A 12,035-nucleotide genomic window follows, 5' to 3' on the forward strand; every position below is an offset into this window, starting at 1 on the left:
GGCCATGAGGCAGGCGGTGGTCTTCCAAGCTGCGGGGATGCTGCTCAGCTACCCCGACGAGGAACTGCTGGCCAGACTCGATCTGGTGGAGTCCGCGGTTGAGGAAGTAGGGCAGGGCCACTACTTCCACCCGACGCTCGCGCACCTGCGGAGCGCGCCCCTGATGGAGCTCCAGGCGTTTCACGTTCAGGAGTTTGATCTTTCCCGTCGGCATGCGCTGCACCTGACCTACTGGACCGACGGCGACACCCGGCGGCGCGGCGAGGTGTTGGCGGCGATCAAACAGACGTACCGCGACTCCGGGCTGCTGGTGGATCTGGCCGGGGAGCTGCCCGACTTTCTGCCGATGGTGCTGGAGTTCGCGGCCACCGGCTCGCCCGAGTTGGGTGTCGCGCTGCTGAACGCTTACCGGGCGTCGTTGGAGTTGCTGCGCATCGGACTGGCCGAGGACAAGCTTCCGCAGGAAGGGGTCGTCGCGGCCGTGTGTCAGCAGCTGGGCGGCCCGTCCCCGAAAACCCGCGCCGAGGTCCGCGACCTCCTCGCTGGCCCCCCTGTTGAGACCGTCGGGTTGGACCACACCCCCCTCCCGTACCCGATTTTTCAAGGAAGCTGACATGGAGTTTCTGCTCTGGAGCGTGTTGCCCTACGTCGTCGCGATCGTCCTCGTGGGAGGCTTGATCTGGCGTTATCGATACGACCAGTTCGGCTGGACCACCCGGTCGTCGCAGCTTTACGAATCCAAACTGCTCAGGTTCGGTTCGCCCATCTTCCACTTCGCGCTGCTGGCGGTGCTGATGGGACACCTGGTTGGGCTGCTGATTCCCAAGGCCTTCACCGACTGGGTGGGCATTGACCAGCACAGCTATCACTCCGTCGCACTGTATGGTGGCGGGCTGGCCGGCGTCGCTCTGGTGGTGGGGCTGGTACTTTTGCTCTGGCGCCGCGCCACGAACCCAAGCGTGCGCAGGGCCACCACGCTGAGCGACAGGGTGATGTATGTGGTGCTCTCTACGGCCATTGGCCTCGGTTTGTTCGCGACCTTGACCGGGGACAAGACGCCCACGGGCGAGGAGCACAACTACCGCGAGACGGTATCGGTCTGGTTCCGCTCGTTGTTCGGTTTCCAACCGGACACCGAAGCGATGGCCGCGGCCACATGGCAGTTCCAAGCGCATGTGGTCATAGGTCTCCTGCTGTTTGCGATCCTGCCGTTCACCCGGTTGGTGCACGCCTTCTCCGCGCCGCTGCACTACCTTTTCCGCCCCTACATCGTCTATCGGTCGCGTGACACTACTCCCGCGGTCTCGGCCACGACATCGGGCCGAGGCTGGGACCCGGTTGGCTTGCGCGACAACCAACGTATCTGACCACCCCCTAGAAATCGCAGGAGAAATGAGCAAGCTGATAGAGGTTCCCCCCATCCACGAAACCGGCGCGGGGGCGGGCCGGGTCATGACGATGTCCACCATCGCCTTCACCTTGATGTTCGCGGTGTGGCTGATGTTCGGCATCCTGGGCATCCCGATCCAGAAAGAACTGGGGCTCAGCGACGAGCAGTTGAGTTGGATATCCGCGGTGGCTGTGCTGAACGGCTCCATGTGGCGGCTGCCGGCCGGCATCATCACGGACCGCATCGGCGGCCGCAAGGTGACCCTGTTCATGCTGTTCGCCACCGCCATACCTGCCTACCTGGTGTCGGTGGCGCAGAACTACATGTGGCTGCTGGTTCTGGCCTTCCTGGTCGGTTTCGCCGGAAACCTGTTCTCTGTCGGCACCGCCTGGAACTCGGCCTGGTATGCCAAGGACCGCCAGGGGCTAGCGCTCGGCGTGTTCGGAGCGGGTAACGTGGGCGCTTCCGTCACCAAGTTCATCGGCCCGGGCTTGATCGCGGCGACGGCGGGTTCCACGTATATCCTGGGCGTTCAAGGCGGCTGGCGGTTGATCCCCGTGATCTACGCAGTGCTGCTGATCATCACCGGCGTGCTCACCTGGTTGGTTGTTCCTCACGTGGACCGGGCGCCAGGGGCATCGAAGCCGATCAAGGAGATGCTGGCGCCGCTATCCAGCGTCCGAGTCTGGCGCTTCAGCCTCTACTACGTGGCCGTTTTCGGTGCCTACGTGGCGCTGTCGGCCTGGCTGCCGAAGTACTATGTGGATAACTTCGAAACCAGTCTGAGCACTGCTGGGCTACTGACGGCGACGTTCATCTTCCCTGCCTCGCTGCTTAGGCCGCTCGGCGGCTGGATGAGCGACCACTTTGGCGCACGTCGCGTGATGTACGGCACCTTCGGGTTGATGCTGGTGACCAGCGGTATCCTCATGATGCCCAACGGCTTCCTGACCATAGTGCTGCCCGACGGCTCCACCTCGGAGCATTGGCACTACACGATGCAGTTGCCCTGGTTTGTGGTGTTGGTTTTCCTACTCGGCTGCGCCATGGGCCTTGGCAAAGCCGCCGTCTACAAACACATTCCTGAGTACTTCCCTGACAACGTTGGGTCGGTCGGTGGGCTCGTCGGCATGCTGGGCGGGTTGGGCGGATTCTTCCTGCCTCCGCTGTTTGCCTACACCAAGACGTGGTCGGGATTCCCCAGCTCTACTTTCTTTTGCATCTTCGTCCTGGTCGCCGTGTGTACGTTGTGGATGCACTTCACAATCGTCCGGATGTTGCATGAAAAGGCGCCAGAACTGGCTGACAACTTTGAGACCCCCGCTAAGGAAGGAGCCTCGGCATGACCGCGCCTGCTACCAAGGGTGACTGGCTGGTCACCTGGGATCCGGAAGACGAAAAATCGTGGGACAAGAAGCTGGCTTGGACCACGCTGACCATCACCACGATCTCACTGACGCTGTGCTTCGTGGCGTGGTTCCTGCCCAGCGCCATCGTGCCGCGTCTGCTGGCCCTCGGCTTCGACATCAGCAAGAACGAACTCTACTGGCTCGCCGCCATGCCGGGCCTCTCCGGCGGTCTGCTCCGACTGGTGTGGATGGTGTTGCCCCCGATCATGGGCACCAGAAAGATGGTGTCCCTGACCACCGCGGCTCTTGTGTTGCCGTTGGTGGGCTGGGGTGTGGCCGTGCAGAACAACCAGACGCCGTACTGGGTTCTGCTGCTCCTGGCTTTTTTGGCGGGCCTCGGTGGCGGCGCGTTCTCGGGTTTCATGCCTTCGACCTCCTTCTTCTTCCCGCGGAAGGCTCAGGGCACCGCATTGGGCATTCAGGCCGGTGTGGGCAACTTCGGGGTTTCGTTGGTGCAGTTGCTGACGCCCTGGCTGATCGGTTTTTCGATGGTGGGCTTCCTGGGGTCGAGCCAGACCATGGCGACCGCGGGCGGAACCACCCGCGAAGTCTTCTACCAGAATGCGGCCTTCCTCTACGTGCCCATTGCGCTCGCCGTGGCCATTTGGGCCTACCTGGCGCTGCGATCCGTCCCGGTGAAGGCGAACATTCGCCAGCAGTTCGACATCTTCTCCAACCAGGACACGTGGTGGATGACGGCGCTGTACATCATGACCTTCGGCACCTTCTCGGGTCTGTCCGCCCAGTTCGGCCTCCTGATGTTCAACCTCTACGGCGCGGGCAACCCGGCGATCGTGGAGGGCGCTGGCGAAACCGCGCGAGTGCTGGTCGAGGGCTACGCGCTGCCGGATCCGGTCGCCTACGTTTTCCTCGGCCCGCTCGTAGGCGCGGGCGCGCGGGTGCTGTTCTCCCCGCTGACGGACAAGATGGGCGGCGCCATCTGGACGCTGATCTCTGGGATTGGGCTGGTGGCCGCGATCGGCGTCACGATTCCTGCGCTTTCTCCGGACACCTCCAGCGCGGAGTCGCTGCAGGGTGGGTTCAACCTGTTCCTGTGGGGAATGTTGGCCATCTTCCTGTTCTCCGGTATCGGCAATGCCTCGACCTTCAAGCAGATGCCCATGATCTTCGAGCGTCGTCAGGCGGGCGGGGTGATCGGTTGGACCGCAGCCATCGCCGCCTTCGGGCCGTTCCTGTTCGGCATTGGGCTTTCGATGCTCGGCCCCGTCGTGTTCTACGTCATCGGCGTGATCTGGTGCCTGGTGTGCACCGCTATCACCTGGTGGCGTTACGCCAAGCCCGGTGCAGCGAAACCCAGCTGACCTACGCCCGTGGAGACGATCACTGAAGTCAACATCGACGCCGACCGGCTGCTGGCCGCCGTGCACGACGACCGCGCCGGGGCGGTTGTGACCTTCGCCGGTGTCGTGCGCAACCACGACCGCGGGGCGGCGGTCACCGGCATCGAATACGTCGCCCATCCGTCGGCCGGGCGGGTGCTGGCCGAGATCGTGGACGATTTCACCCGGCGGGAAGGCGTGCATCGGGTGGTGGCCCAGCACCGCGTCGGCGTCCTCGGCATCGGCGGCTTGGCGCTGTTCGTCGCAGTTTCCGCCAGCCACCGAGCCCAGGCGTTCGACTGCGCCTGGCAGCTGGTGGATCGGGTCAAGGAGGTGCTACCCGTGTGGAAGAAACAGTTCCTGGCCGACGGCGGGTACGAGTGGTCGCAATGCCCCTGAGCGCTGAGGAACGCATCAGGTACCAGCGCAACATTGATGTTCGGGGCATCGGAGAAGCCGGGCAGGAGAGGCTGTTAGCGGCCAGGGTGTTGGTGGTCGGAGCAGGCGGACTCGGCTCGGCGGCGCTGCCCTACCTGGCTGCGGCAGGAGTCGGGCGAATCGCGGTGGTAGACGGCGACGTGGTGGAGCTGGGCAACTTGCAACGTCAAGTACTGCACACTGACCTGGGCCGGAATAAGGCCGTCTCGGCGGCCGAGCGGCTGCAGCGCCTGAATCCCGGGATCCGGGTGGAGCCGATCCCACGGTTCCTATCAGACGAAGAAGCTGCGATCCTGTTTCCGCAGTTCGACCTGGTGCTGGACTGCTGCGACTCCTTCTCAGCTAAGTTCATGATCTCCGACGTGGCCCGGGCCACGCAGTCCCGATTGGTTTGGGCTTCCGCCGTGGGGATGCACGGGCAGTGCTCGGTCTTCGGCGTGCCCGACGAACACGGCGACGTGCTCTACTTGCGCGACCTGATCCCAGCTGAGCCTCCGGCGGGGAGCTACCCGCAGGCCGCGGAGGTGGGCGTCCTGGGGGCCATGGTCGGCCAGCTCGGCGCGCTGCAAGCCACCGAGGCCATCAAGTTGCTCGCCGGTTTTGGTGAGCCGCTCGTCGGGCGGGTGCTGGTGCTGGACGCGTCCACCGGTAGGTGGAACGTGCTGCCGTTGAGAAAGGCCCGCTGATGTTGAGTCTGGATACCTACCGCGAATGGGTTGTTTCGCAGCTGACCCGGCTGCCCGTCGAATCGAGCCCGATCGGATCTGGTCATGGCAGGGGGCTGGCGGAGGACCTGGTTGCCCGGTTTGCGGTGCCGCCGTTCGATAACTCTGCGATGGATGGTTTCGCGGTGCGAGCCGTCGACCTGGCTGCCGGCGCGGTGCTGCGGGTCGTCGGCGACGTCCCGGCCGGGGCAGCCAGCGTGCCCGGGGTGGGCCCGGGAGAGACGGCCCGAATCATGACCGGGGCTCCGCTGCCCCCCGGCGCGGATACGGTGTTGCCCGTGGAACTGACGGACCAGCCAACGGGCAGCGTGCCGTTACCGACGACGGTGCGAGTGCAGCAGCCGGTGGCGGCAGGCAGCCACATCCGTAGGCGGGGTGAGAACACCCACCCTGGGGACGTGGTGCTCCGCTCCGGCCAGCGGTGGAGCGCAGCCTGTGCGGCTGCGGCCGCGTCGGTGGGGTACGCCCGGGTACCTCTCGTGCGTCGTCCGAAGGTGGCGGTCATCAGCACGGGCAGTGAGCTCGTCGCTCCCGGAGCCGACCTGGGGTTCGGGCAGATCCCCGATTCCAACAGCGTGCTGCTGGCCGGGCTGGTGCGCCAGTTCGGGGCTGAGGCGGCGTGGGCGAGCAGCGTTGACGACCGGCTGGAGTCGTTTGAGTGGGCGCTGCGGGAAGCGGCCGGGGTCGACCTGATCGTCACGAGCGGTGGGGTGTCGGTCGGGGCATTCGAGGTGGTGCGGCGTTCCACCCAGGGGCAGGTACGGTTCGAGCAGGTGGCGATGCAGCCGGGCAAGCCGCAGGCTTTCGGCCGGGTCCGGCTGCCCGGAGGCGAAGTCCCGCTCGTGGGGCTGCCCGGCAATCCGGTCAGTGTGTTTGTGTCCGCCTGGGCGATCGTCCGTCCTGCGCTGGCCCGGCTCGGCGGCTGGAGGGCCTCCTGGCCGAGCCTGCGGGCCGTCGTCGGGCGGGGATGGAGAAGCCCGGAAGGTCGGCAGCAGTTCGTGCCCGTGCAGCTTTCCTGGGCCGACGACGGAACCGCCCACGCGTTGCCCACGCATCGGCTTGGGGCGGGCTCACACCTGGTGGCCTCGCTGCACCTGACTGACGGGCTGGCCGTGGTGCCCGCCCAGGCACGTGAGGTGGCCGAGGGGGAGGTGGTGACCGTTCTGCTTACCCGGTGAGCCGGGGCCGTCACTCGGCGGGGCGCCGCCAGTCTCCGGAGCGCCCGCCGCTCTTGGCCACCACCTTGGCCGAGGTGATTTCGCAGAGCCGGTCCACGCCTTTGGCCATGTCGACCACCGCCAGAGCGGCTACCGTCGCTGCGGTTAGCGCCTCCATTTCCACGCCGGTGCGGTCCGCCGCCCGAACCGTCGCGGAGATGTCGACCCCGGAATCAGTGACGGCTAGGTCCACCACGACACCGTGCACCCCGATGACGTGGGCCAGTGGCAGGAGGTCGGGAACCCGCTTGGCGGCGGCGATGCCCGCGGAGCGGGCCACGGCTAGCACGTCGCCCTTGGGCATTCGGTGATCGCGCAGCAGGGCGACCACCTCGGGGCTGCACTTGACGCTGGCCTCGGCCGTGGCCGTGCGGACGGTCGTCTGTTTCTCGGTGACGTCCACCATGCGGGCCTGGCCGGCGCCGTCGAGGTGGGTGAACTGGGTTGCCTTCGGCTGGCTCGGGGGTCGATTCAGGTCGTGATCCGCGCCGTCGAGCTGTTCGACGATGTGTGTCAGCAGCGGTGACAGGACCGCAAGCGTGTCGCGCGCTCCGCCGCGGGAGCCTGGCGCGTTGAAGATGAAGCACGGCCTGCCGTCGGCGGGGGCGATCACTCCTGCGAGGCCACGCGACAAGGTGGCCAGCTCGGTCTTGGCTGCCCCGGCGCGTCGCACGGCCTCGGCTATGCCGGGCACGTCGTAGGCGAGCAGCTCGGCTGTGGCCTCGACGGTCACATCGCGCGGGCCCACCCCGGTCCCGCCCGTGGTGAGGATCACGCGCGCCCCTGCGCCCACCGCATCGCGCACGGCCTGCTGGATCAGCGGGGTATCGTCGGGAACCAGCACAGCCGGGAGCACTGTGAAGCCCAGCTCGGCCAGGCCGTCGCGCAGGACGGGGCCGGAGCGGTCCTCGTAGATGTCGGCCGCGGCTCGGTCGGAACAGGTGATGACGACGGCGGTGTAAGACATATGCTCAGTTTAACCAGCCCCGGCTGCTCTCCGCGTATGCGGACGATAAGCTCTTGCTATGACGCAGATACGGATCAAGGCGGCCTCGCAGTTGCTCGGGGTCAGTGACGACACGGTGCGCCGGTGGGTCTCTGCTGGGAGGCTGGAAATGGGCGAGGATGACAGCGGGTGCAGCGTCGTCCCCGGGGAGCAGCTGGCGAGGCTCGCCCAAGAACTGGCGAACGGCTCCATCGAGGAACTCGATCCCGGGTTGGGTAGACGCTCCGCGCGCAATCACCTGACCGGTATCGTGACTGCGGTCAAATCGGATCCGGTGATGAGCCAAGTGGAGTTGCAGTGCGGCCGTTTCCGGGTGGTCTCGCTGATCTCCACCGAGGCTGTGGAGGAGTTGGGGCTCCAGGTGGGTGCCATCGGCACCGCTGTTATCAAGGCCACCAACGTGACGATCGAGGCGGGCGAAGCATGAGAAAGCTGTTCGCCCTGGCGATTTCCGCTGGGCTTGCTCTTACGGGGTGCACTGCTTCCCGGCAGGAGACCGAGAAGACCCAGCCGACGGTCTTCGCGGCCGCTTCGCTCGGCAAGGTACTGCCGGAGATAGAGCCGAACGCGTCCTACTCCTTCGACGGTTCCTCGGGGCTGGTGGACCAACTCGCGGGAGGTGCGCGCGCCGACGTGTTCCTCTCCGCCGACGAACGCAACATGAACAAGGCCGTGGAGAAGGGCCTGGTGGAGAAACCGACGATGTTCGCCACCAACTACCTGGTCCTGGTCACCCCGGGAGGGAACCCGGCCGGCATCACGGGGCTGGACGACTCCCTCACGGGCAAGAAGCTGGTGGTGTGCGCTCCCGAGGTGCCCTGCGGGGCTGCCTCCTTGAAGCTGGCGGAGCGTCGCGGCGTCACGCTGAAGCCGATCTCGGAGGAGTCCAAGGTGAGCGACGTCGTCGGCAAGGTGTCCTCCGGAGAGGCAGACGCCGGGCTGGTCTACGCCACTGATGCGGCGGCTGCCAAGAATGTGGAGACGATCCCGGTGCCAGGCGCCGAGGAGAACCCGAACACGTACTGGGCTGCGGTGGTGAAGGGGGCGGGCCAGCCAGAGACGGCGGCTCAGTTCATCAAGAAACTCACCCAGGAGGAGGGGCTGGCCAAGCTGAAGGCTGCCGGGTTCGGGCCGCCCAGGTGAGGATCCCTCGGTGGGCCTGGGCGGCGTTCGCCCTGGCCGTGGCCCTGCTGTTGATTCCGATCGTCGGGCTGCTGATCCGCACGCCGTGGGCTCGCCTGCCGCAGCTCCTGGCGAGCGAGCGAGCCCTCGACGCGATCCTGCTCAGCCTCACGACGTCCACCGCCGCAGTCGGTTTGGTACTCGTCCTGGGGGTGCCTGCCGCGCTGGTGCTCGCCCGGGGCCGGGGCCGCTGGGCCCACTGGTGCCGCACCGGGTTCGCCATTCCGATGGCTCTGCCGCCGGTGGTGGCTGGCCTGGCCCTGCTGCTCACTTTGGGCAGGAAGGGGCTGATTGGTCAGCCGCTGTCGGCGCTCGGCATCGAGATCGGCTTCACCACCGTCGCGGTGATCCTGGCCCAAACCTTCGTCGCGCTGCCTTTCCTCGTGCTCACCGTCGAAGGGGCGATGCGCAGTTCGGGCACGGGGCAGGAGTTGGCGGCCGCCCACCTGGGCGCCACGCCCACCCGGGTGCTGTTCACGGTGACGCTGCCCAGGCTGGCGCCGGCCATCGTCTCCGGGCTGGTGTTGGCCTTCGCTAGGGCGCTGGGCGAGTTTGGCGCGACGCTGACCTTCGCGGGGTCGTTGCAGGGAGTCACCCGCACCCTCCCGCTGGAGATCTACCTGCTGAGGGAGTCCGATTCCGACCTGGCCCTAGCCCTGGCCGCGATTCTGGTGATCGTCGCCGTGGGGTTGATGGGCGCGGCGAACCGGATGAGGGGGGTCAATGACTGAATACTTGCAGGTGGACGCCCGGCTTCGGGATCGCGGACTTGACGCTCGCCTCACGCTTGATGAAGGTGAACACGTTGCCGTGATCGGCCCGAATGGGGCTGGTAAGACCAGCCTGCTGCGGCTGGTCTCCGGCGCGCTGTTTCCCGACGACGGTGTGGTGCAGCTTCGCGGCACCTGCCTGTCCGGGCCCAGGGCACACGTGCCCGTGCACCGTCGCGGTTTCGCCTACCTGGAGCAGCGCCCGATGTTGTTCGGACACCTCACGGTGCTCGACAACGTGGCCTACGGGCTGCGGGCCAGGGGCAGGCCACGTTCCGTGGCCAGAGAACGCGCTCTGCGGGAGCTCGAACTCGTGGGAGCGGCGGAACTGGCCACCAGGCGGCCCCATCAGCTGTCGGGAGGGCAGGCCCAACGCGTCGCCCTGGCGCGGGCGTTGGCCACCGACCCGGATGTGGTGCTGTTGGACGAGCCCTTCGCCGCCCTGGACGTAGGGGTGGCGCCTGCCCTGCGGGCCCTGCTGCGGGAGCGGCTGGCCGAACGGACCGTCCTCCTGGTCACGCACGAGATGCTCGACGTCGTGTCGCTCACCAGCCGCGTGGTGGTGCTTGACGCCGGACGGGTGGTGGCCGATGGGCCCGTCGACGATGTTCTCGGGAAGCCGCCCACCGGTTTCGTGGCGGATTTCACCGGGGTGAATCTGCTGCTGGGGACCGCCATCGAGGAGTCAGCGATGGATCTGGGCGGGGAGCGACTGGTCGGCGTGGGCAATCTCAGACCCGGCGCCCGGGCGCGAGCCGCGGTTCCACCGGAGGCCGTGGCGCTGTATCGGGAGGAGCCGCAGGGCAGCCCGCGCAACTGCCTACCGGCCCGGGTGGTGTCGGTGGAGCCACTGGGTCGGCGGGCGGCCGTCGAGTTGGATGTTCGGGGCCAGATGTTGCGCGCCGAGCTGACCCTGAACGCGGTGGCCGAGTTGGATCTGGTCCCGGGCGACCGGGTGGTGGCCAGCATCAAGGCGCTGCAGGTTCGGTTGCTCTGATCGGGGGTAGCGCCGTGGTGGCCGAGGCCGTGGTGTGCACGTCTCAGGTGCGTAGTGCCTGGCGAGCCACGACGAAGGCCCGCACGATGAGCGCGACCACCGTCGCCGCGCCGACCACTAGCCAGAGCCGGGATTGCGCGACGAAGATCGCGGACACCGCGAAGAGGACGGGGAGGAGGTATGCGCCGGACCACTTCAGGTAGCCGCCGAAGCTCGGCATCTTCACGCCGGCGGACTCGGCCACCGACTTGACCATGAAGTTGGGGCCGTTGCCGATGTAGGTCATGGCGCCAAAGAGCACTGCGCCCAGGGAGATGGCGGTGAGATGGATCTCGGGTACGCCGGGGGCGAAGCCGATGCGCGGATCGCCGGGCAGCTGCTCCGCGATAGAGTAAAAGGTCGCGTAGGTGGGCGCGTTGTCGAGGAAGCTGGATAGCCCGCCGGTTACCCAGTAGAAGGAGATCTCGTCAAGCGGCAACCGGGGGGCCACCTGCGCCAGATACTTGAGCGCAGGAATCATGGTCAGGAAAATACCCACGAAGATGGCTCCCACCTCCAAGATGGGGGACCAGGAGAACCGATTCGACTCGTAGCGTACCCGCTTCGATCCGAAAACCAGTGAAGCGGCTGCGGCGGCCAGCATCAGCAGTTCCCGCATCGGCAGGTAGTCCAGCCAATTGGCGTGGCCGGCCTCGACCGCGTTCAGGTTTATGGAGGGGGCCAGCGCAACGGAGGCGATGATGACCGCGAAAAACAGGAAGTTGATGCTGCCCTCAACCCTCAACGGTTTGATTTCGGTCATGTCCCTGCGCACAGCAGCCGGATCCTCCAGCTTGTGCATCTTGTGATCGAGGGCGTAGTAGGTAAACAGCAGGAGCGAATTGACGAGCAGCCAGTGGGCCAGTAGGCCGAAGGTCCAGTTGAATGGGACACCGCGTAGCATCCCGAGGAACAGCGGAGGGTCGCCGAGAGGAGTGAGCAGGCCGCCACAGTTGGCGACGATGAAGATCGCGAAGATGATCGTGTGCGCCACATGGCGGCGCTGAACATTCGTCTTCAGAATCGGCCGCACCAGGAGCATGGCAGCGCCCGTGGTGCCGATAAAGGAGGCGATCAACCCGCCGAAGGCCAGGAAGGCCACGTTGTTGCGGGGGCTGGCCTCGATATCGCCCCGCAGGTGGATGCCGCCGGAAACGACGAACAAGGCCAGCAGCAGGGAAATGAACTGGAAGTATTCCAACGCGGCATGCCCGACGGCTGCGCCCTCCCCAGCCGACAGGAACCAGACTGAGACGGGGACGCCGAGCAGCAGGGCCACGACCAGCTGGTTTCGGGGGCGCTCCCACCAGTGGGCCACCGCCCCGATCAGTGGAAGCGTCGCGATTGCCGCCAGCATCAGCACAAACGGAACCAAGCCCCAAACCGGAATCGCCATCACTCGCTCCCATCTACACGCGTATTCAGGCTACTCCTCCGGCCGTGGGGGAGCAGCCCGGCGTTCGGACGGGGGAAAGGGCTCGGCCCGCCCCGGAAGAAGCGAGGCAGGCCGAGACGAGTCGCG

General features: G+C 66.5%; 13 protein-coding genes and 1 pseudogene. 11 read left to right on the forward strand and 3 right to left on the reverse strand.

The features are described 5' to 3' along the window. The first annotated feature begins 4 nt into the window (after nucleotides 1-4). The 7 genes from narJ to glp are packed head-to-tail and all read left to right on the forward strand — an operon-like array spanning nucleotide 5 to nucleotide 6,480. The gene (gene narJ / locus EII42_RS06330; RefSeq protein ID WP_125171266.1) at nucleotides 5-613 is read left to right on the forward strand and encodes a nitrate reductase molybdenum cofactor assembly chaperone; all 609 of its coding nucleotides are present in this window, start codon (nucleotides 5-7) and stop codon (nucleotides 611-613) included. Between the two features lies 1 nt (nucleotide 614). Continuing rightward, nucleotides 615-1,367: a respiratory nitrate reductase subunit gamma gene (gene narI, locus EII42_RS06335; protein ID WP_125171267.1), complete on the forward strand. Its 753-nt coding sequence runs from the start codon at nucleotides 615-617 to the stop codon at nucleotides 1,365-1,367. Between the two features lie 25 nt (nucleotides 1,368-1,392). Further along, a complete protein-coding gene (locus tag EII42_RS06340; RefSeq protein WP_125171268.1) occupies nucleotides 1,393-2,736 on the forward strand; it encodes a nitrate/nitrite transporter in 1,344 nt (447 codons plus the stop codon). Continuing rightward, on the forward strand, nucleotides 2,733-4,121 hold the full coding sequence (locus tag EII42_RS06345) for an MFS transporter (RefSeq protein WP_125171269.1): 1,389 nt from the start codon (nucleotides 2,733-2,735) through the stop codon (nucleotides 4,119-4,121). The genes EII42_RS06340 and EII42_RS06345 overlap by 4 nt, the downstream gene beginning before the upstream one ends. 9 nt (nucleotides 4,122-4,130) lie before the next feature. Continuing rightward, nucleotides 4,131-4,538 carry a molybdenum cofactor biosynthesis protein MoaE gene (locus tag EII42_RS06350; protein ID WP_125171270.1) on the forward strand — a complete coding sequence of 136 codons (408 nt, stop codon included), beginning with the start codon at nucleotides 4,131-4,133 and terminating at the stop codon, nucleotides 4,536-4,538. After that, on the forward strand, nucleotides 4,529-5,263 hold the full coding sequence (locus EII42_RS06355; protein WP_125171271.1) for a HesA/MoeB/ThiF family protein: 735 nt from the start codon (nucleotides 4,529-4,531) through the stop codon (nucleotides 5,261-5,263). Before EII42_RS06350 ends, EII42_RS06355 begins: the two co-directional genes overlap by 10 nt. Continuing rightward, a complete protein-coding gene (glp, locus tag EII42_RS06360) occupies nucleotides 5,263-6,480 on the forward strand; it encodes a gephyrin-like molybdotransferase Glp (protein WP_125171272.1) in 1,218 nt (405 codons plus the stop codon). Before EII42_RS06355 ends, glp begins: the two co-directional genes overlap by 1 nt. Nucleotides 6,481-6,490: 10 nt before the next feature. Here glp and moaC read toward each other — a convergent pair whose 3' ends face one another. Further along, nucleotides 6,491-6,994: a cyclic pyranopterin monophosphate synthase MoaC gene (gene moaC / locus EII42_RS06365; protein ID WP_255416247.1), complete on the reverse strand. Its 504-nt coding sequence runs from the start codon at nucleotides 6,992-6,994 to the stop codon at nucleotides 6,491-6,493. 45 nt (nucleotides 6,995-7,039) lie between these two features. Continuing rightward, a pseudogene (locus tag EII42_RS06370) lies at nucleotides 7,040-7,486 on the reverse strand (MogA/MoaB family molybdenum cofactor biosynthesis protein); the annotation flags it as partial. 58 nt (nucleotides 7,487-7,544) lie between these two features. On the opposite strand from EII42_RS06370, the gene EII42_RS06375 reads away from it, so the two are divergent. The 4 genes from EII42_RS06375 to EII42_RS06390 are packed head-to-tail and all read left to right on the forward strand — an operon-like array spanning nucleotide 7,545 to nucleotide 10,474. Then, nucleotides 7,545-7,952, forward strand: a complete 408-nt coding sequence (locus EII42_RS06375; RefSeq protein WP_125171273.1) for a molybdopterin-binding protein — start codon at nucleotides 7,545-7,547, stop codon at nucleotides 7,950-7,952. After that, nucleotides 7,949-8,668: a molybdate ABC transporter substrate-binding protein gene (gene modA, locus EII42_RS06380; RefSeq protein ID WP_125171274.1), complete on the forward strand. Its 720-nt coding sequence runs from the start codon at nucleotides 7,949-7,951 to the stop codon at nucleotides 8,666-8,668. Before EII42_RS06375 ends, modA begins: the two co-directional genes overlap by 4 nt. Next, nucleotides 8,665-9,438, forward strand: coding sequence for an ABC transporter permease (locus tag EII42_RS06385; protein ID WP_125171275.1), 774 nt, complete (start codon nucleotides 8,665-8,667; stop codon nucleotides 9,436-9,438). The genes modA and EII42_RS06385 overlap by 4 nt, the downstream gene beginning before the upstream one ends. Further along, the gene (locus tag EII42_RS06390) at nucleotides 9,431-10,474 is read left to right on the forward strand and encodes a sulfate/molybdate ABC transporter ATP-binding protein (protein ID WP_125171276.1); all 1,044 of its coding nucleotides are present in this window, start codon (nucleotides 9,431-9,433) and stop codon (nucleotides 10,472-10,474) included. The genes EII42_RS06385 and EII42_RS06390 overlap by 8 nt, the downstream gene beginning before the upstream one ends. Nucleotides 10,475-10,517: 43 nt before the next feature. Here EII42_RS06390 and EII42_RS06395 read toward each other — a convergent pair whose 3' ends face one another. Continuing rightward, the gene (locus tag EII42_RS06395) at nucleotides 10,518-11,909 is read right to left on the reverse strand and encodes a sodium:proton antiporter (protein ID WP_125171277.1); all 1,392 of its coding nucleotides are present in this window, start codon (nucleotides 11,907-11,909) and stop codon (nucleotides 10,518-10,520) included. Between the last annotated feature and the right edge of the window lie 126 nt (nucleotides 11,910-12,035).

It is taken from the genome of Tessaracoccus sp. OH4464_COT-324, assembly GCF_003932855.1.
GTDB lineage: Bacteria > Actinomycetota > Actinomycetes > Propionibacteriales > Propionibacteriaceae > Arachnia.

What these genes read in the sequence shown, in the direction of transcription:
- glp (WP_125171272.1), top strand. Translation starts at nt 5,263, where the DNA reads ATGTTGAGTCTGGATACCTACCGCGAATGGGTTGTTTCGCAGCTGACC.
- EII42_RS06395 (WP_125171277.1), bottom strand. Translation starts at nt 11,909, where the DNA reads ATGGCGATTCCGGTTTGGGGCTTGGTTCCGTTTGTGCTGATGCTGGCG.
- narJ (WP_125171266.1), top strand. Translation starts at nt 5, where the DNA reads ATGAGGCAGGCGGTGGTCTTCCAAGCTGCGGGGATGCTGCTCAGCTAC.
- EII42_RS06345 (WP_125171269.1), top strand. Translation starts at nt 2,733, where the DNA reads ATGACCGCGCCTGCTACCAAGGGTGACTGGCTGGTCACCTGGGATCCG.
- EII42_RS06340 (WP_125171268.1), top strand. Translation starts at nt 1,393, where the DNA reads ATGAGCAAGCTGATAGAGGTTCCCCCCATCCACGAAACCGGCGCGGGG.
- EII42_RS06375 (WP_125171273.1), top strand. Translation starts at nt 7,545, where the DNA reads ATGACGCAGATACGGATCAAGGCGGCCTCGCAGTTGCTCGGGGTCAGT.
- narI (WP_125171267.1), top strand. Translation starts at nt 615, where the DNA reads ATGGAGTTTCTGCTCTGGAGCGTGTTGCCCTACGTCGTCGCGATCGTC.
- modA (WP_125171274.1), top strand. Translation starts at nt 7,949, where the DNA reads ATGAGAAAGCTGTTCGCCCTGGCGATTTCCGCTGGGCTTGCTCTTACG.
- EII42_RS06355 (WP_125171271.1), top strand. Translation starts at nt 4,529, where the DNA reads ATGCCCCTGAGCGCTGAGGAACGCATCAGGTACCAGCGCAACATTGAT.
- EII42_RS06390 (WP_125171276.1), top strand. Translation starts at nt 9,431, where the DNA reads ATGACTGAATACTTGCAGGTGGACGCCCGGCTTCGGGATCGCGGACTT.